Source organism: Acinetobacter sp. CE-15 (genome assembly GCF_051059255.1).
Taxonomy (GTDB): domain Bacteria; phylum Pseudomonadota; class Gammaproteobacteria; order Pseudomonadales; family Moraxellaceae; genus Acinetobacter; species Acinetobacter guillouiae.
The window spans coordinates 1,311,367-1,334,874 of record NZ_CP192737.1; the positions used below are offsets into that span (position 1 = coordinate 1,311,367).

A 23,508-nucleotide genomic window follows, 5' to 3' on the forward strand; every position below is an offset into this window, starting at 1 on the left:
TGAAAAATGAAGCATCATCTGTGCAAAGTAATTAAACTTAAAATGTAAGGCAGGGTAGTCACAGCATTCATATCACCGTCCGATATATTCGACGCTTAATTTTATTATTGAAGATAAACGATATTTTGTTGTATGTGTTTTCCATAAACTCACTATGCTAAAAAGTGCAGAATTTTATCTTTATTATATGCATCAATGGTATATAGATTTTCAAAAAAGCGCACAGTCAAAAGGCTCTGCGCTTTTTTGATTGATATGAAGAGTTAAATAGCTTGGGTGTTTTCATTTAGCCAGTTTAAAACATCATCTTCTAAGTGAGGTGCTAATCGTTCTCTGACTGTTTGATGGTACTGATTCAACCATGCTTTTTCATCATGACTGAGTAGGTCTAAAACGATACACGTCAGGTTAATCGGGCACAGTGTTAGTGTTTCGAATTCTAAAAATTGACCATAGGCCGTATCTTCAAAATGCTTAATTTTGTTGACGACAAGATTCTCAATTCGAATGCCGTACTTGCCTTGATGGTATAAGCCTGGTTCATTAGAGGTAATCATCCCTTCGCGCATCTTGGTGGATGGTGTGACTGGGGCATAATATGAAATCACTTGTGGGCCTTCATGAACATTCAATGCATAGCCGACACCGTGACCTGTACCATGACGATAATCCAAACCATATTTCCACAAGGTTTGACGTGTGATCGAATCTAAAAGAGGTGATGCAATGCCTTCTGGGAAAACGCTTTGTGCAAGTGCAATATGGCTTTTTAACACCAAAGTGTAATCACATTTTTGTTCAGCGCTTGCTGTGCCTATGGGAACAACGCGGGTAATGTCTGTGGTTCCTTCATCATATTGTGCGCCTGAATCAATCAGCAGCAAACCATCACCACTAATCTCGCTAAAGCTTTCTTCAGTAGCGCGATAGTGTGGTAATGCACCGTTGGCATTAAAGCCTGCAATTGTCGAGAAGCTTAATCCAATAAAACCTGCTTGTTGTGCACGAAAGCCTGAAATTTTTTCGTCGATGGTGAGTTCATTGATCGATTCTTTATCAGCCAATGCGTTATCTAGCCAATGAAAGAAATGACATAGGGCAACACCATCTTTGGTCATTGCACTGCGCACATGTGCAATTTCTGAAGGATGTTTACGTGATTTAAATAAACTGCTTGGATTAATGTCTTGGACTAAATGACTTTGCTGCTCAATGGCCTGTGCAGATGAAATTGAGACTTTAGCAGGATCAATTAAAATATTTTGTTGTTTAAGTTCGAGCAAAAACTCGATGCTTGCGTTATAAGCTAAGATTTCAATGTTATCCAAAGCAAATCTTTGCTGCATTTCAGTTGAAAGTTTTGCATCATCAATAAAAAGCACAGTTCGAGAATGGTCAATATATAAGTGTGCTAAGAACACGGGATTATATTCAACATCACGCCCCCTACAATTCAAAATCCAAGCAATATCATCGAGTGCAGAAATAAAATGCCCCGTTGCTTTTTTCTGAATAAGTTTGTGACGGATCGCGGTTATTTTTTCTAAGCGTGTTTGCGCATTTAAATCATCTGCCATTTGCCAAATGGGTTGTAGGGGCAGTGCTGGGCGTTCAGTCCAAATTTCATCAATTAAATCTAAGTCTGTTTGGATTTCAAATTGCTGGGATTGAGCAACTTGACTTAACGCATCAAACTGTAAGGCGGAAATGGTGTGTCCATTGACTGAAATTTTTGTGTTTTTGGGTAGATGTTGTGAAAGCCAAGCCAAATGTGTTGATGATTCATCAGGTGTCTGCTTTTGTAAAACGTAACCTGTATTTTCCAGTTGCTGTTCAGCTTGTACCCAATATCGACCATCTACCCATAAACCTGCGAAGTCTTGAGTAACTACAATTGTGCCGACTGAACCTGTAAAGCCTGTTAGCCATTGACGTATTTTCCAATAATCAGGTAAATATTCTGACATATGTGGATCTGCACTCATGGCGATAAAAGCATCCTGCTGATATTTCTTCATAATTGTACGAAGGTTTTCTAATTTGTTGGCAGGTGACAAACTGTTCATACTTTTTCCAATTGCATATCAATAGATTTTTGAGAGGGGGTCGATGTTTGATTGAGTAATTTACGAATCGGTTTTCTCATTAACCATAGAACGAGTGCGCCAAGAAGTAAAGCGATGACACATCGCACAAATAGCAAGGGTAATTGGTCAACTTCAAGGATAGAAACATGACCACCGATTAAACCTGCCATCAAGTTTCCTAAAGCAGATGCTGTAAACCAAAGCCCCATCACTTGTCCACGAATGATGGTTGGGGCAAGTTTAGTCATGGTTGAAAGACCAACAGGGCTTAAGCATAATTCACCTAGTGTTAAAAGCAGGAGGCTTGATGCGATCCACAATGCAGAAACAGTTCCACCATTTTGGGTGATCAAGTAACTGGCAATGCTCATCACGAGAAAACCACCCGCAGCGAGAAGTAAAGCAATAATGAATTTGGTGATATAGCTAGGGTCACGATTTTGTTTGCCTAATTTAACCCAAAGCCATGCGATGATCGGTGCGAAAATAATAATGAAAAGCGGGTTAATCGATTGAAACCAAACTGCGGGTATTTCAAAGCCAAAGAATTGGCGATCTGTAAAGTCTTGGGCGAAAAGATTGAAAGATGTTGGTTTTTGTTCAAATGCTGACCAAAAAAGTGCAGCGGTGATGAGTAAAATAAAACAGATAATGATTTGTTTTTTCTCGGTATTATTCAAACCAGCAAAGAGCAATAGATAGCTGAAATATAAGGCAATACAAATACAGATTGTGATCGTGAAATATGTGGCGATCTGAATTGGATTGATGTTAACTATCCCAAGAGAAACTAGACCGATAATCAAGCCAACAACGGCAATAAAACCTATGATCATTTGGGGTGCTTTAGGATTGTAATGTACAGGACGAGCCCAGTTATTTTCATTGCCTTGCACATGATTAAATTGTTTTAATTGAGGCACAGTTATTAACTTAAAAATCAGTAAGGCGATTAACATTCCAACGCCACCGATTCCGAATCCCCAGTGCCAACCATGTTCTTTAACCAATAAACCAGTCAATAGTGGGGCAATCAACGAACCTAGATTAATTCCCATATAAAAAATGGAAAATCCTGCATCACGCCGTGAATCTTGAGCCTGATATAAAGTGCCAACAATGACGGAAATACAGGTTTTAAATAAACCAGAACCGATCACAATCAAAACTAAACCAAAATAAAAAAAGAAATGTCCAAATAAAGCTGCCAATGCAATGGATAAATGTCCGAGTGCGATGATCAGTGAGCCGTACCACACAGCGCGCTCCTGACCGAGATAATTGTCAGCAACCCAACCACCCAATACAGTCATTAAATACATACTGCCTGCAAATAAGCCGACAATTGCTGATGCTGTTGGGCGATCTAAACCGAGACCGCCATCAGCAACTAAAGCCGCCATATAGAGGATTAATAAAGGGCGAATACCATAATAGGAAAAACGTTCCCAAAGCTCGGTAAAAAATAAACCTTTTAATGGTTGGGGGTGACCAAAAAAAGCTTGATCTGGGTCGTGTACTTGTTTGGATAAATGTTGAGGCATCTTCAAGTCCTTTGAAAATGTATTAATAAAAAAATTTTAAACAATATATAAAATAAAGTTATTTGTTGGGTGTTTTTTAAAGTAGTGATTTGTAAGTTTTATCGTAAAAATATAAATTTCAGTTTTCTATGCTTATTATTCGTATTGTTATGTTTTGATTTTAAATGAATTTTAAAATAAATACATTAGGGTCTGTTGACACTTCATAAATGGCTTGCGTTGTAGGTTAAAATTGAGCAGGCAAGGCATGAAACGAAGAGAATAGCGAGACTATTTTCGAGTTTCATAACGTAGGCTGAGATAATTTTAGCCACAACCCTTCGGGACTAGTGTATTTTTTGCCGCTACGTCGTTACGAACTACTTATTTAGAATGACTAAATTTCATACTTCGTGCCTAGTATCGCCTAAAAAATACACGTAGTCGCAAACGTAGACGAATTGTCAAAAGACCCTATACCAATTGGTATGAATATGTAATAAAAAACCACCCCAAAGGGTGGTCTCTTGTTCGATCTGAACGCGTAACGAATTAACGTTTGATATCGCGTTGAGTTTCGCCAGTATAAAGCTGACGAGGACGACCGATTTTGTACGGGCCGCTGTGCATTTCTAACCAGTGGCTGATCCAACCAACTGTACGTGCAAGCGCAAAGATTACCGTAAACATTTCTGTTGGGATACCAATCGCTTTAAGGATGATACCTGAATAGAAGTCTACGTTCGGGTAAAGTTTACGTTCGATGAAGTACGGATCGCTTAATGCAATACGTTCAAGTTCCATTGCAAGCGCAAGTTGTGGATCATTGATACCAAGTGCACTTAACACTTCGTCACAAGTCTCTTTCATTACTTTTGCACGTGGATCGAAGTTTTTATAAACTCGGTGACCGAAGCCCATAAGTTTAACTTCTTTAGTTTTTACTTTTTCCATGAACGGTGCAACATTTTCTACAGAGCCGATTTCATCGAGCATCTTAAGAACAGCTTCGTTTGCACCACCATGCGCAGGTCCCCAAAGTGCAGCAATACCCGCAGCAATACATGCATAAGGGTTAGCGCCTGTAGAACCAGCTAAACGTACTGTAGACGTTGATGCATTTTGTTCATGGTCAGCATGAAGCGTAAAGATACGATCCATTGCTTTAGCAAGAATAGGGTTAACTTTGTAATCACGATCTGCTGGAGTAGCAAACATCATGTACAAGAAGTTTTCAGCATAGCTTAAATCGTTACGTGGATATACGAACGGTTGACCGATTGTATATTTGTAAGTCCAAGCAGCTAAAGTAGGAATTTTAGCAACTAAACGAACTGCAGTGATTTCACGGTGGTCTACGTTTTCAACGTCAAAACCGTTGTGATAGAACGCAGATAACGCACCTACTACACCACACATAACCGCCATAGGATGAGCATCACGACGGAAACCATTGAAGAAACGGCTAACTTGATCGTGAACCATTGTGTGGTTGCGGACTTTGTTTTCGAAGTCTGTTTTTTGTTCAGCAGTTGGAAGCTCACCGCTTAACAATAAATAGCAAGTTTCTAAGTAAGAAGCTTGAGTTGCAAGTTGAGCAATCGGATAACCACGGTGTAAAAGAACGCCTTTATCACCATCAATGAAAGTGATTTTAGACTCGCAAGAAGCTGTCGCCATAAAACCAGGATCAAAAGTAAAGTGACCTGAAGCCAACACATCCTTAACGTCGATTACATCTGGGCCCAATGTGCCGCTGTAAATTGGTAATTCAATTTTTTTGCCATCAAGCTCTAGAACGGCTTTCTTGCCAGTTGCTGCAGACATTCAATAGATCTCCTGTCCTGGTGGATATTTTATCTAACTTGCTGAGTCATCTTGTAATGTACAAGTCAGACGGATCAAAAATTGCTATTTAGCTTAGTGAGTACTGAAATTTTGTCAATTATACTTATGGATGAAAAAACAATGTTTTCATCAGTAGTTAGTCTAACTTTAACCAGTAAGATTGATCATTAAATTTCAGAGTCGGTCAGTATAATAAGGTAAATTCTAAAGAAGGTGCAGAAAAATAATTGTGATTGCTAGACAGGAAATGGCATTTTTGACCAATATTTTGTGGCTTTTGTAAGTTGCGAAATGCATTGTTGCTGTTTTAAAACCATCTGAATTTCACGACTTACATAGCTTTTGCCATTATTTTTGTGTAAAAAACACCCAAATGAGTTGATGAAATATTTATTTTCATTTTAATGCTTAATTGATTAAAAAATAGTTTTTATTGAAGCTTTTAAAGGATAAAAAATAATCGAATCAGTATAAAAATAGGCATTTAGTTGCCTTAGGAATAATCAAATACCATAAAATCTTGCAGCTAAATTATGAATTATTCACAAACTAAGTCTTTCTTTCTTATTATAAAGCTTTCAGTCAAATCACTGAATTAAATGGCACCCATTTAAAATAGGAATAAAGGACTATTTTAAAATAACATGTTGGGTATCTACTAAAGCTTAACCAGCTGATGAAAAATAAAACAGCAGGGAGAAATTAACCACAGGACGATTTTGTCCGTAATGTTGTGCTTTAGTCTAAATTTATAAAAATAATATAAGACGTAATTATGTATAAAAGTAATATGTTTAAATGTCATAAAAAATAACGAGATAGCCTTGAAAAACAAAGGTGGGTGATCTGCTTTATTTTTCAAATGGGTGTAAATGATTCTTATTTGAGTGATTTTTAAAGAAAAAGCCAATTTCGATGGTTTGTATTTTGACAGTGCACGTTTTATAATTCAGTGTCGTTTAAAGTTCAGGCAATTAAATTTGTCTGACAATGCTAGCTTTCCTTCGAATTAATTCCAACAAACTCCGGATGGAGTTTTTACTTACAGGATGCCCGCTGTGAAAAGCAACAGACCTGTCAATTTGTCCATGGGTCAAGTTTTAGATGTAAACTTAAAATCCCCTGTGGCTATTGCATCAATTCTACACCGTCTATCAGGTGTCATCGTATTTTTACTCGTACCGGTACTTTTGTGGCTTTTAGACAAGTCTTTGTCTTCGCCTGAAGGCTTTGCTCAAGTTCAAGCAATCTTTGGTGGCTTCATTGTACGTTTTATCGTATGGGTATTTGTCGCTGGTTTATTATTCCATTTCATTATGGGTATTAAGCACTTACTTGCTGACCTAGGCTTTGCTGAAGAGTTGCAAAGTGGTCGCGTAGCAGCAACTATTGCATTAATCTTGGCTGCGATATCGGTTATCGCTTCATTTGTATGGATCGTTCTCTAATGAAAAGTGCTACAGGTTTAACGGGTTCAGGTTCTCGTGATTGGTATATCCAACGCGTAAGTGCTGTAGTTCTAGCTGTTTATACTGTTGTGGTATTAGGTTGGATTCTGTGCAATGGCGGATTTAACTATGAGCAATGGTTTGGCTTTATGATGACACTTCCGATGAAGATTTTATCTTTATTGGCAGTCTTATCTCTTGTTGCGCATGCTTGGATTGGTATGTGGCAAGTATTCACTGACTATGTGACTACTCGTCAGATGGGTCCTTCAGCTTCAGGTTTACGCATCGTGTTAACTTCAGCAGTGATTATTGCTGTTATTGCATATGCGATCTGGGCAATCCAGATTTTTTGGGCGAATTGATAGGAAAATGTCATGGGCGCTTTAACCCCTAAAGAAGATTATTCAAATATTCCAAGCCAGTTCTTCGATGCAGTCATCGTTGGTGGTGGTGGTTCAGGTATGCGTGCTTCATATCAACTTGCTCAAGCAGGTTTGAAAGTTGCAGTGCTAACTAAAGTATTCCCAACACGTTCTCACACTGTTGCGGCTCAAGGTGGTATTGGTGCATCGCTTGGTAACATGCAAGACGATAACTGGCACTATCATTTCTATGACACGGTAAAAGGTTCTGACTGGTTAGGTGACCAAGATGCAATCGAATTTATGTGTCGTGAGGCGCCTAAAGTTGTTTATGAGCTTGAACACTTAGGTATGCCATTTGACCGTAATGCTGACGGTACAATTTATCAACGTCCATTTGGTGGTCACTCTGCGAACTATGGTGAAAAACCAGTTCCGCGTGCTTGTGCTGCTGCCGACCGTACAGGTCATGCGCTTCTTCATACGCTTTATCAAAGTAACGTGAAAATGGGTACTCAATTCTTCGTTGAATGGATTGCATTAGACTTAATCCGTAACGAAGCAGGTGATGTACTCGGTGTAACAGCAATTGACCAAGAAACAGGCAAAATTGCTGTATTCCAAGCCAAAGCAACATTGTTTGCTACAGGTGGTGCTGGTCGTGTTTACCGTGCATCTACCAATGCTTATATCAATACTGGTGATGGTCTTGGTATGGCTGCTCGTGCGGGTATTCCATTACAAGATATGGAATTCTGGCAATTCCACCCAACGGGTGTTGCTGGTGCAGGCGTATTGTTAACGGAAGGTTGTCGTGGTGAAGGTGCAATCCTTCGTAACAAAGATGGCGAACCGTTCATGGAACGTTATGCTCCAACTTTGAAAGATTTGGCTCCGCGTGACTTCGTATCACGTTCTATGGACCAAGAGATCAAAGAAGGTCGTGGTTGTGGTCCTAAAGGTGATTATATCCTACTTGATATGACTCACTTGGGTGCAGATACCATCATGAAGCGTTTACCATCTGTATTTGAGATTGGTAAGAAATTCGCAAACGTGGATATCACCAAAGAACCAATTCCAGTTGTACCAACAATCCATTATCAAATGGGTGGTATTCCGACCAATATTCATGGTCAAGTGGTTATTCCTGAAACAGCGAAAAATGCAGCAGATTTCTATGCAGGTTTTGATAAAGCTGCAAACGAATACACAACCAACGGTACAATGAATTACACAGTGCCTGTAAAAGGCTTCTATGCAATTGGTGAGTGTTCTTGCGTGTCTGTACATGGTGCAAACCGTTTAGGTACAAACTCATTACTTGACTTGGTTGTATTTGGTAAAGCTGCTGGTGAACACATCATCGATTACGTGACTAAACATCACGGTGATGAATACCAACCACTTCCAAATGATGTACTTGTGAACACGTTGAAACGTATCAATCATTTAGATGATTCTACTTCTGGTGAAAATGCACAAGAAGTTGCGGATGCGATTCGTGATATCGTTCAAGACCACGCGGGTGTATTCCGTACTCAAGCCTTGCTTGATGAGGGTGTTAAGCAGATTCTTGCGATTGAACCACGTGTACGTAACATTCATTTAAAAGACAAATCTAAAGTATTTAATACTGCACGTATTGAAGCTTTGGAAGTTGAAAACTTATACGAAGTAGCGAAAGCAACATTGATTTCTGCTGCTGCACGTAAAGAATGTCGTGGTGCACATACTGTTGTAGATTATGAATTGCCTGCTGATGATGAGCACTATTCATATGGTCGTCGTGACGATGAGTGGATGAAACATACTTTATGGTATTCAGCTGATAACCATCTTGAATACAAGCCAGTACGTTACAGCCCATTGTCTGTAGACCCAATTGAACCTAAACCACGTACATTCTAATCGGGAGAAATAAGATGAGTAGAGGTACACGTACATTCGAAATCTACCGCTATGATCCTGATAAGGATAAAGCACCGTATATGCAGACTTTTAAACTAGAGTTGACGGATAAGCATCGTATGTTGCTTGACGCGCTTTTAGCATTAAAAGTTCAAGACGAATCATTAACATTCCGTCGTTCTTGCCGTGAAGGTATTTGCGGTTCAGATGGTGTGAATATCAATGGTAAAAATGGTCTTGCGTGTTTATGGAACCTGAACGATTTACCTGAAAAAATCGTCATTCGTCCATTACCTGGTCTGCCTGTGGTTAAAGATTTAGTTGTGGATATGAATCAGTTCTACGATCAGTATGACAAAATTCATCCATTCTTAATCAATAATCAACCTGCACCACCAAAAGAGCGTTTACAATCTCCAGAAGAGCGTGAGCACTTAAATGGTTTGTATGAATGTATTCTTTGTGCATGTTGTTCAACATCATGCCCATCATTCTGGTGGAACCCGGATAAATTTTTGGGTCCTTCAGCATTGTTGAATGCATACCGTTTCATTATTGATTCTCGTGATACTGCGACACAAGATCGTTTATCACGTCTTGATGACCCATTCTCATTATTCCGTTGTAAAGGGATTATGAACTGTGTGTCTGTATGTCCGAAAGGCTTGAATCCAACAAAAGCGATCGGTCATATCCGTAGCATGTTGCTCGATCAAGCGGGTTAATACGATGTGAAAAAAGGGCGTACATCTTGGGATGTACGCTCTTTTTTTATTGGATTTTTAATGAGATGGTTGTTTTTTGTTCGAGTGAATGGGATCTAAGCTTTAAGCATTGAAAAAGTATCAACAGACCCGATATAAATGGATGGATAATAATAGATTATTTCTTGTATGTATTTCGCTAATTTATAGGTGGTATGTGTCAAAAAAATCAATTGAAGTGACAGATCATGTTAGGATTTAACAAACCACTATATGTGAAAAACACACCATGTTTTTGGTACATTTTTTCTACATAAGTGTGATCCAGATCAGTTTATAAATAATTTTATAAGCGAAGATTAGAACCGCTTTAGAAAAAGCAAAAAAGCCTTTGTTTTTTCTAAGTCGATTTGCAAAAAATTGCTCAGCTTCGGTTGAGTATATAAGTGAGTGATGATGCCATTGAGGGCGTTATGATTCATTGTATGCATTAGTAAAAGCTAATGTTTATAACGCCCCTTGGTCATGAGTATCTGATGGGTGAATGTCAATTTACCGATTTGGCATTATCAATCATGGGAGTGCTTAAAAAGCACCCTCTAATGTTTTTGCAATAGGAAATGGGTCCACAAATGCAAGAAGTTGCTGACGCATTGCGTCTTGATACTGAACTTTCCGCTGATAGTGCAGCGTATATTGAAGAGCTTTACGAACAGTACCTTTCTTCTCCAACCTCAGTAGGTGAGGATTGGCGTCAATATTTCGATAAATTCCCTAAAGGTGACCAACCACACGGAAACATTCGTGAGCAATTCTTATTATTAGGTCGTAATTCAAGTCGTGTTCAGCCTGTTGTGCAAAGTGAAGTAAGTACTGAGCATGAACGTCGTCAAATCGGTGTTTTGCAACTGATTGCAGCATACCGTAACCGTGGTCATCAAAAAGCGAAGCTTGATCCACTAGGTTTGGCTAAACGTGAAGATGTGCCAGATTTAGATCTCGCTGCACATGGTTTAACCAAGTCTGACCTAGATACAGTTTTCAATGCTGGAAATTTGGCGATTGGTAAAACTGAAGCAACTTTAGGTGAGATGGTTAGCGCAATGGAGGCAACATACTGTGCTTCTATTGGTGCTGAATATATGCACATTGTTGACACCAAAGAAAAACGCTGGATTCAACAACGTCTTGAAGGTGCACGCGGTCAGTTCGGTTTCTCGGCAGATCAAAAGAAACACGTACTTGAACGTTTAACTGCTGCTGAAGGCTTAGAAAAATTCCTCGGTAATAAGTATGTTGGTGCGAAGCGTTTTGGTGTAGAGGGTGGTGAATCTTTCATTCCAATGGTAAACGAACTTATTCAACGTGCAGGTTCTGTAGGTTGTAAAGAAGTCGTAATTGGGATGCCACACCGTGGTCGTTTAAACTTACTTGTGAACATCATGGGTAAAAACCCAGCTGATTTGTTTGGTGAGTTTGAAGGTAAAACTTTAGCTAAAAAAGGTTCAGGTGACGTTAAGTATCACCAAGGTTTCTCATCAAATGTGATGACACCTGGTGGTGAAGTTCACTTGGCTTTGGCATTTAACCCATCGCATTTAGAAATTGTTGGTCCTGTGGTTGAAGGTTCAGTTCGTGCACGCCAAGTACGTCGTAAAGACATTGGTGGTGATGACGTATTGCCTGTAATCGTACATGGTGATGCTGCATTTGCTGGTCAAGGTGTCAACCAAGAAACCTTCCAAATGTCACAAACGCGTGGTTATACCGTAGGTGGTACGGTTCATATCGTAGTCAACAACCAAGTTGGTTTTACTACATCTGATCCACGTGATGCACGTTCTACAGAATACTGTACTGACATTGCAAAAATGATTCAGGCGCCAATTTTCCATGTCAATGGTGATGACCCAGAATCTGTATTGTTTGTTGCGCAATTGGCACATGATTTCCGTCATACATTCCGTAAAGATGTTGTGATTGACATGTTCTGTTATCGTCGTCGTGGTCATAACGAAGCAGATGAGCCAGCAGCAACACAACCAATGATGTATCAAGTGATCAATAAAAAAGCGACTACACGTACGCTTTATGCGGATCAATTGGTACAAGAAAAAGTATTAGATCGTTCTGATGCAGATGCTTTAGTTGAAAAATATCGTGAAGATCTTGAAGCAGGTAACCATGTTGCCAATGCTTTAGTGCTTGAACCAAATGATAAAATGTTTGTGGACTGGAAACCGTATCTAGGCCATGAATATACAGATGTTTGGGATACGACTTTCCCAATCGAACGCTTAAAAGAAATTGGTACAAAAATGCGCGAATTACCAGAAGGTTTCGTGATGCAACGCCAAGTATCTAAAGTGATCGATGAACGTTTGAAAATGCAAACTGGTGAAATGCCATTAAACTGGGGTGCAGCAGAAACTTTAGCTTATGCTTCTATCCTTGATGATGGTTTCTTGGTGCGTTTGACTGGTGAAGATGTTGGTCGTGGTACATTCTCACACCGTCATGCCAAGCTACATAACCAAGTTGATGGTTCGGTTTATATTCCACTGTGTCATATCAAAGAAAACCAGCCACGTACTGCAATTTATGACTCATTATTGTCAGAAATGGCTGTGCTTGCATTTGAATATGGTTATGCAACAACATTGCCAAAAAGCTTGGTAATCTGGGAAGCTCAGTTCGGTGACTTTGCAAACTGTGCGCAAGTGGTTATTGATCAGTTTATCTCATCTGGTGAAACCAAATGGGAACGTGTGTGTGGTTTAACATTACTTCTTCCACATGGTTATGAAGGTCAAGGTCCAGAGCATTCATCTGCACGTCTTGAGCGTTTCTTACAGTTATGTGCTGAAGAAAACATGCAAGTGATTACACCAACGACACCTGCACAGATTTTCCATGCAATGCGTCGTCAGGCAATTCGCCCAATTCGTAAGCCAATGATCGTGACTTCACCGAAGTCATTGCTTCGTCATAAACTTGCAACTTCAACTTTGGAGGAGCTTGCAACTGGTACATTCCAGACTGTGATTGATGAAGTGGATCAAATCAACAAACAAGATGTAACACGTGTTGTACTTTGTGGTGGTAAAGTTTATTACGACTTACTTGAAAAACGTCGTGAAGAAAACTTGAACATTGCGGTGGTACGTGTTGAACAATTGTACCCATACCCAGAAAAACGTCTTGCTGAAGTGCTTGCGACATATCCAAACATAAAAGAACTTGTTTGGTGTCAAGAAGAACCGAAGAACCAAGGCGCATGGTTATTCATTGCTCCTCGTTTATACGAAGGTGTAATGAAGTCTGCTCTACAAGTTCAAATTAGCTATGCAGGACGTGAAGCTTCAGCTGCACCTGCATGTGGCTCACCATATTTGCATGCAAAACAACAAGCTCAGCTCGTGAATGACGCACTTGCGATCGTAGCTGAACAATCAGGAGAATCTAAATAATGGCAACCGAAATTAAAGCACCGGTGTTCCCAGAGTCAGTTGCTGACGGAACAATTGCAACTTGGCACAAACAACCAGGTGAAGCGGTATCACGTGATGAAGTCATCTGTGATATTGAAACGGATAAAGTTGTTTTAGAAGTTGTTGCTCCTGCTGATGGTACTATCTCTGCAATCATCAAAAATGAAGGCGACACAGTTCTTTCTTCTGAAGTTATTGCGACATTTGAAGAAGGTGCTGTTTCTGGTGCTACTCAAACTCAAGCAGTTCAATCTGAAGAGAAAGTAGAACAAGCTGCGGCACAAACTCAAGCGGGTAATGCACCTGTTGTTGAACGTGCTCAAGTACAAGATCAAGCACCTGCAGTGCGTAAAGCTTTAACTGAAACAGGTATTGCTGCTGTGGATGTAGATGGTACTGGTCGTGGTGGTCGTATCACTAAAGAAGATGTTGCAAATCATCAAACTAAACCAGCTGCTGCTGTAACACCATTAAGCGTTGCAGTGGGTGAGCGTATCGAGAAACGTGTTCCGATGACACGTTTACGTAAGCGTGTTGCTGAACGTCTTCTTGCTGCTACACAGCAAACTGCAATGTTGACTACGTTTAACGAAGTTAACATGAAACCTGTGATGGAAATGCGTAAGCAATATAAAGATGCTTTCGAAAAACGTCATGGTGCACGTTTAGGCTTTATGTCATTCTTCGTTAAAGCTGTAACTGAAGCACTCAAACGCTATCCTGCGGTAAATGCCTCAATCGACGGTGATGATATTGTTTATCATGGTTACTATGATATCGGTGTTGCGGTTTCTTCTGATCGTGGTTTAGTGGTTCCAGTATTACGTAATACTGACCGTATGAACTATGCTGAAGTTGAATCAGGTATTGGTGCATATGCTGCAAAAGCACGTGAAGGTAAATTAGCAATTGAAGATATGACTGGTGGTACTTTCACAATTACCAACGGTGGTACTTTCGGTTCATTACTTTCAACACCTATTTTGAACCAACCACAAACTGCTATTTTAGGTATGCACAAAATCCAAGAGCGTCCTATGGCTGTAAATGGTCAAGTTGAAATTCTTCCAATGATGTACTTAGCGCTTTCTTATGACCATCGTATGATTGATGGTAAAGAAGCTGTAGGCTTCTTGGTAACTGTTAAAGAGTTACTTGAAGAGCCAGCTAAACTAATCCTTGACCTTTAATTCTTTAGAATAACAACACGAGTTTAGAGTGATCCTTTAAACTCGTTTTTGGAGATAAGCATGTCTCAGTTTGATTTAGTGGTAATCGGCGGTGGACCAGGTGGTTATGAAGCGGCAATCCGTGCTGCTCAACTTGGTTTCAAAGTTGCGTGTATCGAAAAACGTGTACACAAAGGTAAGCCATCTTTAGGTGGTACTTGCTTAAACGTAGGTTGTATTCCTTCTAAAGCACTTTTAGATTCTTCACATCACTATGAAGACACTCTTCATGGCTTAGATGTTCACGGTATTACAGTTGAAAATGTCCAACTTGATCTTCAAAAGCTTCTTGCTCGTAAAGACAAAGTTGTAGATAACTTAACTGGCGGTGTTGCTCAATTGCTGAAAGGCAATGGTATCGAGTGGTTACAAGGTACGGGTAAATTACTTGCTGGTAAAAAAGTTGAATTCACACCATTAGAAGGTGGTGATGTTCAAGTTTTAGAACCTAAATTCGTAATTCTTGCAACTGGTTCTGTACCTGTCAATATTCCTGTAGCAAAAGTTGATGAAGACCTTATCGTTGATTCAACAGGTGCTTTAGAATTCCAAGAAGTGCCTAAACGTTTAGGTGTAATTGGTGCAGGCGTAATCGGACTAGAACTTGGTTCAGTATGGCGTCGTCTTGGCTCTGAAGTTGTTGTGTTTGAAGCATTAGATGCATTCTTACCAATGGCGGATAAAGCGTTGGCAAAAGATTATCAAAAACTTTTAACAAAACAAGGTTTAGATATTCGTATTGGCGCTAAAGTTTCAGGTACTGAAGTGAATGGTCGTGAAGTGACTGTTCAATATAACCAAGCAGGCGAAGATAAAACTCAAACTTTTGATAAATTAATCGTTTGTGTTGGCCGTAAAGCGTATGCAGAAGGTTTATTGGCTGAAGATTCAGGCATTAAATTAACTGAACGTGGTTTGGTTGAAGTGAACGATTGGTGTGCAACGTCTGTTGACGGTGTATATGCAATTGGTGACTTGGTACGTGGTCCAATGCTTGCGCATAAAGCAATGGAAGAAGGTGTAATGGCAGTTGAGCGTATGCATGGTCATGCTGCTCAAGTGAATTATGACACCATTATTTCAGTGATTTATACACACCCTGAAGCTGCGTGGGTAGGTTTGACTGAAGAGCAAGCTAAAGAGAAAGGCCATGACGTTAAAACTGGTCAATTCCCATTTGCTGTGAATGGTCGTGCTTTAGCTGCCAATGAATCTGCTGGATTTGTGAAGTTTGTTGCAGATGCAAAAACGGATCGTTTATTGGGTATGCATATCATTGGTCCTGGTGCTTCTGACATTGTTCACCAAGGTATGATTGCACTTGAATTTGTATCTTCTGTTGAAGATTTACAATTGATGACTTTTGGTCACCCAACTTATTCTGAAGTCGTTCATGAAGCAGCGCTTGCTGTTGATGGGCGTGCGATTCACGCGATTCAGCGTAAACGTAAATAACACAAAAAAGAGCGGTTTCGACCGCTCTTTTTACTTTTGATGGTTGTTTTTAATTGAATAATCATCTAAAAATAAAAGAACAAACTTTAATAAATGCCGATAGTTATTGCGATGGAAGTCTAATTATTGGTGTGTCATAACAATGTGAAAAGTAGTAAAAGGTAAAACATGAATCTACATGAGTATCAAGCGAAAACGCTGTTAAAAAAATATGGTATGCCAGTTCAAGAAGGCATTTTAATCACTACGCCCGAAGAAGCATCTGCAGCCTTTGAGCAAATTAGTGGCAAATTCGCTGTGATGAAGGCCCAAGTCCATGCAGGTGGTCGTGGTAAAGCGGGTGGCGTAAAAGTTGTTAAGTCAAAAGAAGAAGCAGCTGAATATGCAAAAAGCCTGTTAGGTACTCGTTTAGTCACGTATCAAACAGATGCCAATGGTCAGCCGGTAAATAGTATCCTTGTTTGTGAAGATGTTTATCCTGTAGAACGTGAATTGTATTTAGGTGCAGTGGTTGACCGTTCTAGTCGTCGTGTGACATTCATGGCGTCTACAGAGGGTGGTGTAGAAATTGAAAAAGTTGCTGAAGAAACACCTGAAAAAATTATTAAAGTCGAAGTAGATCCGCTGGTTGGTTTATTGCCATTCCAAGCGCGTGATGTTGGTTTCCAATTGGGTTTAAAAGATAAACAAATTAGCCAATTTGTAACCATCATGACAGGTGCATACAAGGCATTTGTTGAAAATGACTTTGCACTATTTGAAATTAACCCACTTTCAGTTCGTGAAAATGGCGAAATCTTATGTGTAGATGCCAAAGTCGGTATCGACTCAAATGCACTTTATCGTTTGCCTGAAATTGCTGCGATGCGTGATAAATCTCAAGAAAATGAGCGTGAGTTAAAAGCATCTGAATTTGACCTTAACTATGTTGCTTTAGAAGGCAATATCGGTTGTATGGTGAATGGTGCTGGTCTTGCGATGGCAACAATGGACATCATCAAACTGTATGGTGGTCAGCCAGCAAACTTCCTTGATGTTGGTGGCGGTGCAACCAAAGATCGCGTCATTGAAGCATTTAAAATTATTCTTTCAGATTCATCTGTGCAAGGTGTATTGATCAATATTTTTGGTGGTATCGTACGTTGTGACATGATTGCTGAAGCGATTATTGCAGCGGTTCAAGAAGTAAATGTAACCGTACCTGTGGTTGTTCGTTTAGAAGGGAACAATGCAGAATTAGGTGCTAAATTACTTGATGAATCAGGTCTAAAATTAATTTCTGCGAATGGCTTAGCTGATGCCGCAGAAAAAGTTGTTGCTGCTGTGAAAGCGTAAGGAGTATCAATCATGAGCGTATTAGTTAATAAAGACACAAAAGTATTGGTACAAGGCTTTACAGGTAAGAATGGTACATTCCATTCTGAGCAATCAATTGCATACGGTACAAAAGTAGTTGGTGGGGTAACACCGGGTAAAGGTGGTCAAACTCATATTGGTCTACCTGTTTTCAATACAATGCGTGAAGCAGTAAAAGAAACGGGTGCAAATGCAACATCAATTTATGTACCTGCACCATTTGTACTGGATTCAATTGTTGAAGCAGTCGATTCTGGTATTGAGTTAATCGTGGTGATCACCGAAGGTGTTCCAACCTTAGACATGTTAAAAGCAAAACGTTACCTTGAAACTTATGGTAATAATGCACGTTTAATCGGTCCAAACTGTCCAGGTATTATCACACCGGGCGAATGTAAAATTGGGATTATGCCAGGCCATATCCATCAACCAGGTAAAATCGGGATCATTTCTCGTTCTGGTACATTGACTTATGAAGCAGTTGCTCAAACGACTAAGCTTGGTTTAGGTCAGTCTACGTGTATTGGTATCGGTGGTGACCCAATTCCGGGTATGAACCAAATTGACTGCTTAAAACTTTTCCAAGAAGACCCACAAACAGAAGCAATCATCATGATTGGTGAAATTGGTGGTAGTGCGGAAGAAGAAGCTGCTGAGTATATTCAATCTAATGTGACTAAACCTGTTGTTGGTTATATTGCGGGTGTAACAGCGCCTAAAGGTAAGCGTATGGGTCACGCAGGAGCGATTATCTCTGGCGGTAAAGGTACTGCTGAAGAGAAGTTTGCTGCATTTGAAAAAGCGGGTATGGCATATACGCGTAGCCCAGCTGAACTTGGTTCAACTATGTTTGATGTCTTAAAAAAGAAAGGCTTAGTTTAATTCAAAGTTTAAATTTTTAAGCTAAAAAATGGGAGCCAATCGGCTCCCATTTTTATTGGTTGTAGAGTATTGGTTCTCGCTTCTTGATGGTTAGCGTTTAATCTTGTGATCAAGATAGAAAAACAAACGAGAATTTATACGAGATGGGTGATCTGTGATTAGCCTTTGACTAAACCACCATCCACAATTAAATTTTGCCCTGTTACAGCGCGTGACCACGGTGATAAAAACATCAGCACGGCATCTGCAAACTGCTCAGGTGTGGTGACTTCTTGTAAGGGCGTAGAAGCAGCGATCAAATCAAACACTTGATCAGGTGTTGCACTGCTGGCATCAGTCTTGCGTAATAGACCACCTGAAAGCATATTTACATTAATGCCATATTGACCTAAATCGTGTGACGTTGTGCGGGTAAAGGCCAAAAGCGCTGCTTTAGCCGCAGTATAATCATGATAAGGAACCACAGGATTCTGTACAAGATTGGTTCCAATATTGATGATTCGACCAAAATGATCTTTTTTCATATCTTCTAGTGCAGCTTGGGTGGTGTTTAAAGCGGCTTTAACTGCACTGTCCAATTGCTGTTGCATACTGTACCAGCTCAACGTTTCAACTTTTGGACGTAGATCACCATCAAATTTAAATGCCAATAGCGCATTATTAATCACTGAGGTGATTGCATGTCCATAATGCAGTTTTGCTTTTTTAAACATCGTGTTGACTTGATCTGCATCAGTTACATCTGCTTTGTAAATAAAAACCTGTTCGGCATGTTCCTTGGCAAGTTGTTGAGCGGATTCTTCACTATTGAAATAATTCACCACAACTCTTGCGCCTTCACGAATCAAAGCATGGGTAATTGCAAGTCCTAAACCACGTGCGCCACCAGTCACTAAAATAATTTGATCTCGTATTTCCATGTTCAAATCAACTCATTTGATATCAATTTAATTTTAGCACTTTTATTGATCAGACTCTTCGATTGAGAGATGAGTTACAAAGTTTATCAATTGCACAGATGCAAAATTAAAAATATAAAAAACTTCTAGAGGAATTTAAGCATCTTAGTGCATTAATTACATATGAATATTCAAATAATTAAACTTTTTAAATCCTATCGATAAAATGATGGCTCAGAATGATGGTTGATTGGTTTAACATATTGATCATATTATTTATAATTCAAAAAAAGCACATTTGATATTGGATGTGCTTCAGCCATTTTAATCTATATGTAGGCTACAATTAGGTTGATCATTTAAGTTACTTATAAACAAATAGAGGAGACAACCATCTTGTTTTTTGATTGGTATAACTCCGCTAAAAATGATGAATTGATTAGACCAAACATGCGACCTATTTACCTGCTCAATTTAATGGTCATGTATATATTTTTTATAAATTCAAATGTTTATGCTTATGATGATCTGGCACTTATGCCAGAAGAGGCACAAAATCGAGTTGTAGAATATCAAGATGAATTATTAGGACAACCAGATCAATTACAAGATGAGCAATTATTTAAAATTGAAAATCAAGAAAATAGCCTAAGTGATATTGAAATGATCACTGAGCGAAATGATATTTTTTTTGAACAAGATCAATTGCAAAAAAAATTAGCAGAACAGCATGAGCATGAATTGGCAGATTATTCAATTTTAACCAATAAATTTTATGAAAATGAGCGTATTCGTGTGTTTAATTATACTGCTTATAATGTACAACAATTAAAGACCTCATTGCTCAATCCTTCAAATGATAATCCTGCGTCAAGTGAGCTTTATCTTTCTTTTGGTTATGGTATTGAATTTAAGATCAATGCTTTAAACAAAGTGGGTTATGAATACATCTCTAGTTTTCCTTATGATCGTGGTCAATTATTGCGTCTGTTTTGGATTAGAACGCTGACCTATTAATCATAAATATCTTATCGATCATTTTTATTACCATGAAGAAATCATGGTGGAAATACTACAACTTGAAACATAAGCTTGTTTAGCACTACACATTAAAAGACTAACTTAAACAAAATGAGATGAAGAGGTGAGTCATCATGTTAAACAAAATTATTGTGTTGGGTGTAGTTGCTATTTCATTAACTGGCTGTATTGTTGCACCATTTGATGATGGTCATCGCGGTGGTCATGGTCGTTATGATCAGCGACATGATTCGGATCATCGCTGGGATCAGCGTCGTGATGGTCGTTATGACCGAGATCGCAATGATCGTGACTGGAATTGGAAAGGGCGTTAATTCTTTATCTTCAATATAAAAATGGGCAATCTATGCCCATTTTTTTTAATTAATTTTTATTTTTGTAGGGCGGTACTGTTGCACTTTACATTGAAAGTTTAAATATATTTGTGTAGGCAATACTATCTTTTTTTGTAGGGGGGATGCCACACGAGAGCAATACCCTAGATTATTTTTTTAAATAAACCTGCTTGTACTACACCAGCTTTGGTTTGTTTCTGTAATTGCCATGTTGAGGGTAAATTCAGTTGATTTAAGCCACGATCTGCTTCTACATAAATCAATGCTTGATCAGATAAGTATTGATCCGCTTTTTGAGCCAATTCATCCCATAAATTTAAACTATAGGGTGGATCTAAAAATATTAAATCAAACTGTTCATTTAAATTAGATAAGGCTTGTTGTGCTGTTTGAATTTTCAGCTGACAGTTTTCAGCTTTAAGCAACTGAATATTGTCTTTTAAAAATTTAGCTTGCGTGGCATTGGGTTCAATCATGATGACATGACGTGCACCACGTGAAAGTGCCTCAAATCCTAAAGCCCCTGAACCAGCACAAAGATCTAAGACTTTGGCATTTTGAATATCCCACATCAGCCAGTTAAACAATGTTTCACGAACTCGATCAGGGGTAGGACGTAAACCATCGATATCAGCAAAAGGAAGAACTCGACGTTTCCATTCTCCACCAATAATACGTAATTGGTTTTTCACTTTATTATTCACTGATATCAGCCTCAGGTACAGGTGGAGGAGTGGGTTGAGCTGTGGTCGTATTATGACCTTGAGCTGGTATACGGTTTTGGCTAGCCGTATTGGATTGTGTATTAGGCTTCGGTTTAGGCAAGGCATTTGGATCTGCTGCAAGTGAAACATCACCACTTGGCAGTTCACCCGGTTTGATGCCTGCTGTCATTAAGCCACCACTGACTTGATGGTTAAGCGGTACAATTGGATTCTTTTTGCGAGTCAGTAACCAGTAATCAAACACAGGACGAGCAATCTTGGCGGCAGAACCACCATGCTTACCATTTTCCCAAATCACGGCAATGGCAATTTCAGGGTTTTCAGCAGGTGCAAAGCCAACAAATAAACCGTGGTCTAACTGGCGTGCTGAAAGTGCAGCTTCATTATAGCGTTTGCCTTGGGCAATACTCTTGACCTGTGCTGTACCTGTTTTACCTGCGATTTGGTACATTGGTGTACGGATACCACGACCTGTACCTGTTTGAATAACATCAACCATTGCATCACGCATTTTAATCCAGTCTTCATCAGTACCACTGAAGTTGATTTTTCCTGTCGGGGCATTGAGTACTTCATGCTTTTTTGCCCCTTTGGATTCACGTAATACATGCGGTGTGACATGTGCACCATGGTTGGCGGTAATTGCTGTTGCCATCGCCAGTTGTAATGGAGTCGCGGTAAATGCACCTTGACCGATACTGACAGAAATGGTTTCACCTTTGAGCCATTTGCTTTTTCGGGTACGCATTTTCCATTCAGGACTTGGATATAGACCTGTACTTTCGCTTGGTAAATCTACTCCGGTTTTTTCACCGAAACCGAATTGGCGCATCCATTCATTCATGCGATCTATACCCATCTGGTAAGACAAGATATAGAAGTAAGTATCACAAGAAACCACAATGGATTTATGTAAGTTGACTGAGCCATGTCCAGTCTTTTTCCAGTCACGGAATTTATGTGAATCACCGGGTAAATGGAAATAGCCAGGATCGGAAATTGCGGTTCCCCAATCCACCGTTTTAAAGTGAATACCGCCTAAGCCTTCCATCGGCTTAATGGTAGAGCCAGGAGGGTAAGTTCCTTGGACCGCACGGTTATAGAGCGGTTGATCTAGGTTGTCACGCAAGGCTGTATAGTCTGCATGTCCAATACCTGTTACAAATAAGTTCGGGTTAAAACTTGGGCTTGACACCAGTGCTAATATTTCACCAGTACGTGGGTCAATTGCGACGATTGCACCACGACGATCTTTAAGCTGTTCTGCTGCAATGGTTTGCAGACCATAATCGAGCGAAAGATATAAGTCATTGCCTCGAGTCGACTCTTTACGGCCTAAATGACGTAAGACATTACCATGTGCATCGGCTTCAATCGATTCATAACCAGGAACACCATGCAGTAAATCTTCATAGGATTTTTCTACACCAATTTTCCCGATCAGGTTGGTTCCAGCATAACTATCTTTATCAATTGCTTTGAGTTCTTTATCGTTAATACGACCCACATAGCCAATAACATGGGCAAATAGCTCACCATGTGGATAATAGCGGGTCATTTGTGTTTCGATATCAACGCCCGGAAATTGAAACTTGACTTCACTAAAGCGCGCAATATCTTGTTCTGTTAGGTTTAGCTTTAAGGTGACTCGTTCTGTTTTTTTAGAGGCTTTAATCCGGCTATTAAAACGGTCAATATCTTCTTGATTCAGATTTAAAATTGGAATTAAACGCTTAACCGTATCATCTATATCTTCGACATCGGCTTTGCTGAGGGTTGCAGTAAAAACAGGGTAGTTATCTGCCAGTAAAATCCCATTACGATCATAAATATAGCCACGTGCTGGTGCGATAGGCTGGAGTCGAATACGGTTTTTATCTGATGCCTCACTAAATTCTTGGTGATGGAAAATTTGCAGATAAGCATAACGTGCAACCAGAAGGCACATAAAAAATGAAACAATACCAATCGCAAAAAAGACACGACTACGAAAGATGCGTTTTTCTTGTTGGACATTTTTTAGAGGAAACTGCTGCTTCATACGTCGTCGGCTTTAGTACTTAAAGATGGGTGAATTTAGGGGTCAAACATTTTACCCTAGATTGAGTCTTAAAAATTAAAAAACACAAATAACTCATCAAAATATATTTTAACTCAGTCTCTGCAACAAATTTGTTATGCCTTATACAGGTCCGTTGACATTTCACCT

At 39.4% G+C, this 23,508-nt stretch carries 17 protein-coding genes; 11 read left to right on the forward strand and 6 right to left on the reverse strand.

Annotated elements, in window-relative coordinates; genetic code table 11:
* Positions 1-263: 263 nt before the first annotated feature.
* From ACQ7EO_RS06085 to gltA, 3 genes are all read right to left on the reverse strand, one after another.
* Positions 264-2,066, reverse strand: a complete 1,803-nt coding sequence (locus tag ACQ7EO_RS06085) for an aminopeptidase P family protein (protein WP_434279147.1) — start codon at positions 2,064-2,066, stop codon at positions 264-266.
* A complete protein-coding gene (locus tag ACQ7EO_RS06090; protein ID WP_434279148.1) occupies positions 2,063-3,631 on the reverse strand; it encodes a peptide MFS transporter in 1,569 nt (522 codons plus the stop codon). The genes ACQ7EO_RS06085 and ACQ7EO_RS06090 overlap by 4 nt, the downstream gene beginning before the upstream one ends.
* 531 nt (positions 3,632-4,162) lie before the next feature.
* On the reverse strand, positions 4,163-5,437 hold the full coding sequence (gene gltA, locus ACQ7EO_RS06095; protein ID WP_004717293.1) for a citrate synthase: 1,275 nt from the start codon (positions 5,435-5,437) through the stop codon (positions 4,163-4,165).
* 1,070 nt (positions 5,438-6,507) lie between these two features.
* Between gltA and sdhC the strand changes: the two genes are divergently transcribed.
* From sdhC to sucD, 9 genes are all read left to right on the forward strand, one after another.
* A complete protein-coding gene (sdhC, locus tag ACQ7EO_RS06100; RefSeq protein ID WP_126606943.1) occupies positions 6,508-6,906 on the forward strand; it encodes a succinate dehydrogenase, cytochrome b556 subunit in 399 nt (132 codons plus the stop codon).
* A complete protein-coding gene (gene sdhD / locus ACQ7EO_RS06105; protein WP_004717289.1) occupies positions 6,906-7,271 on the forward strand; it encodes a succinate dehydrogenase, hydrophobic membrane anchor protein in 366 nt (121 codons plus the stop codon). Before sdhC ends, sdhD begins: the two co-directional genes overlap by 1 nt.
* A gap of 12 nt (positions 7,272-7,283) precedes the next feature.
* Positions 7,284-9,182: an FAD-dependent oxidoreductase gene (locus tag ACQ7EO_RS06110; protein ID WP_004717286.1), complete on the forward strand. Its 1,899-nt coding sequence runs from the start codon at positions 7,284-7,286 to the stop codon at positions 9,180-9,182.
* A gap of 14 nt (positions 9,183-9,196) precedes the next feature.
* Complete coding sequence (locus tag ACQ7EO_RS06115; protein WP_004717284.1) at positions 9,197-9,907, forward strand: succinate dehydrogenase iron-sulfur subunit; 711 nt, start codon at positions 9,197-9,199, stop codon at positions 9,905-9,907.
* 611 nt (positions 9,908-10,518) lie between these two features.
* The gene (locus ACQ7EO_RS06120) at positions 10,519-13,356 is read left to right on the forward strand and encodes a 2-oxoglutarate dehydrogenase E1 component (RefSeq protein ID WP_004717282.1); all 2,838 of its coding nucleotides are present in this window, start codon (positions 10,519-10,521) and stop codon (positions 13,354-13,356) included.
* Positions 13,356-14,567 (forward strand): 2-oxoglutarate dehydrogenase complex dihydrolipoyllysine-residue succinyltransferase, encoded by a 1,212-nt coding sequence (gene odhB, locus ACQ7EO_RS06125; RefSeq protein WP_434279149.1) that lies wholly within the window; start codon positions 13,356-13,358, stop codon positions 14,565-14,567. The genes ACQ7EO_RS06120 and odhB overlap by 1 nt, the downstream gene beginning before the upstream one ends.
* 60 nt (positions 14,568-14,627) lie before the next feature.
* Positions 14,628-16,061, forward strand: a complete 1,434-nt coding sequence (gene lpdA, locus ACQ7EO_RS06130) for a dihydrolipoyl dehydrogenase (RefSeq protein ID WP_004717278.1) — start codon at positions 14,628-14,630, stop codon at positions 16,059-16,061.
* A gap of 168 nt (positions 16,062-16,229) precedes the next feature.
* Positions 16,230-17,396 carry an ADP-forming succinate--CoA ligase subunit beta gene (gene sucC, locus ACQ7EO_RS06135; protein WP_004717276.1) on the forward strand — a complete coding sequence of 389 codons (1,167 nt, stop codon included), beginning with the start codon at positions 16,230-16,232 and terminating at the stop codon, positions 17,394-17,396.
* Between the two features lie 12 nt (positions 17,397-17,408).
* A complete protein-coding gene (gene sucD, locus ACQ7EO_RS06140; RefSeq protein WP_004717274.1) occupies positions 17,409-18,299 on the forward strand; it encodes a succinate--CoA ligase subunit alpha in 891 nt (296 codons plus the stop codon).
* 158 nt (positions 18,300-18,457) lie between these two features.
* On the opposite strand, the gene ACQ7EO_RS06145 is transcribed toward sucD, so the two are convergent.
* Positions 18,458-19,219, reverse strand: a complete 762-nt coding sequence (locus ACQ7EO_RS06145) for a 3-oxoacyl-ACP reductase (RefSeq protein ID WP_434279150.1) — start codon at positions 19,217-19,219, stop codon at positions 18,458-18,460.
* A gap of 516 nt (positions 19,220-19,735) precedes the next feature.
* On the opposite strand from ACQ7EO_RS06145, the gene ACQ7EO_RS06150 reads away from it, so the two are divergent.
* Together ACQ7EO_RS06150 and ACQ7EO_RS06155 are read left to right on the forward strand one after the other, a co-directional pair.
* Positions 19,736-20,215: a hypothetical protein gene (locus ACQ7EO_RS06150; protein WP_270405936.1), complete on the forward strand. Its 480-nt coding sequence runs from the start codon at positions 19,736-19,738 to the stop codon at positions 20,213-20,215.
* Between the two features lie 137 nt (positions 20,216-20,352).
* Entirely contained in the window at positions 20,353-20,553 is a 201-nt protein-coding gene (locus ACQ7EO_RS06155) for a hypothetical protein (protein WP_419286553.1), read from the forward strand.
* A gap of 164 nt (positions 20,554-20,717) precedes the next feature.
* Here ACQ7EO_RS06155 and rsmD read toward each other — a convergent pair whose 3' ends face one another.
* Both rsmD and mrdA read right to left on the reverse strand, forming a co-directional pair.
* Positions 20,718-21,266: a 16S rRNA (guanine(966)-N(2))-methyltransferase RsmD gene (gene rsmD / locus ACQ7EO_RS06160; protein WP_434279596.1), complete on the reverse strand. Its 549-nt coding sequence runs from the start codon at positions 21,264-21,266 to the stop codon at positions 20,718-20,720.
* Positions 21,267-21,270: 4 nt separating this feature from the next.
* Positions 21,271-23,340, reverse strand: a complete 2,070-nt coding sequence (mrdA, locus tag ACQ7EO_RS06165) for a penicillin-binding protein 2 (protein ID WP_034612504.1) — start codon at positions 23,338-23,340, stop codon at positions 21,271-21,273.
* Positions 23,341-23,508 lie beyond the last annotated feature (168 nt).

Bases quoted from the DNA above. Each gene is read 5' to 3' on its own strand.
- ACQ7EO_RS06150 (WP_270405936.1), top strand. From the start codon at position 19,736: ATGCCAGAAGAGGCACAAAATCGAGTTGTAGAATATCAAGATGAATTA.
- ACQ7EO_RS06115 (WP_004717284.1), top strand. From the start codon at position 9,197: ATGAGTAGAGGTACACGTACATTCGAAATCTACCGCTATGATCCTGAT.
- ACQ7EO_RS06090 (WP_434279148.1), bottom strand. From the start codon at position 3,631: ATGCCTCAACATTTATCCAAACAAGTACACGACCCAGATCAAGCTTTT.
- ACQ7EO_RS06085 (WP_434279147.1), bottom strand. From the start codon at position 2,066: ATGAACAGTTTGTCACCTGCCAACAAATTAGAAAACCTTCGTACAATT.
- gltA (WP_004717293.1), bottom strand. From the start codon at position 5,437: ATGTCTGCAGCAACTGGCAAGAAAGCCGTTCTAGAGCTTGATGGCAAA.
- sucC (WP_004717276.1), top strand. From the start codon at position 16,230: ATGAATCTACATGAGTATCAAGCGAAAACGCTGTTAAAAAAATATGGT.
- ACQ7EO_RS06110 (WP_004717286.1), top strand. From the start codon at position 7,284: ATGGGCGCTTTAACCCCTAAAGAAGATTATTCAAATATTCCAAGCCAG.
- ACQ7EO_RS06120 (WP_004717282.1), top strand. From the start codon at position 10,519: ATGCAAGAAGTTGCTGACGCATTGCGTCTTGATACTGAACTTTCCGCT.
- lpdA (WP_004717278.1), top strand. From the start codon at position 14,628: ATGTCTCAGTTTGATTTAGTGGTAATCGGCGGTGGACCAGGTGGTTAT.
- sdhD (WP_004717289.1), top strand. From the start codon at position 6,906: ATGAAAAGTGCTACAGGTTTAACGGGTTCAGGTTCTCGTGATTGGTAT.
- ACQ7EO_RS06145 (WP_434279150.1), bottom strand. From the start codon at position 19,219: ATGGAAATACGAGATCAAATTATTTTAGTGACTGGTGGCGCACGTGGT.
- sucD (WP_004717274.1), top strand. From the start codon at position 17,409: ATGAGCGTATTAGTTAATAAAGACACAAAAGTATTGGTACAAGGCTTT.
- mrdA (WP_034612504.1), bottom strand. From the start codon at position 23,340: ATGAAGCAGCAGTTTCCTCTAAAAAATGTCCAACAAGAAAAACGCATC.
- sdhC (WP_126606943.1), top strand. From the start codon at position 6,508: ATGCCCGCTGTGAAAAGCAACAGACCTGTCAATTTGTCCATGGGTCAA.
- ACQ7EO_RS06155 (WP_419286553.1), top strand. From the start codon at position 20,353: ATGTTAAACAAAATTATTGTGTTGGGTGTAGTTGCTATTTCATTAACT.
- odhB (WP_434279149.1), top strand. From the start codon at position 13,356: ATGGCAACCGAAATTAAAGCACCGGTGTTCCCAGAGTCAGTTGCTGAC.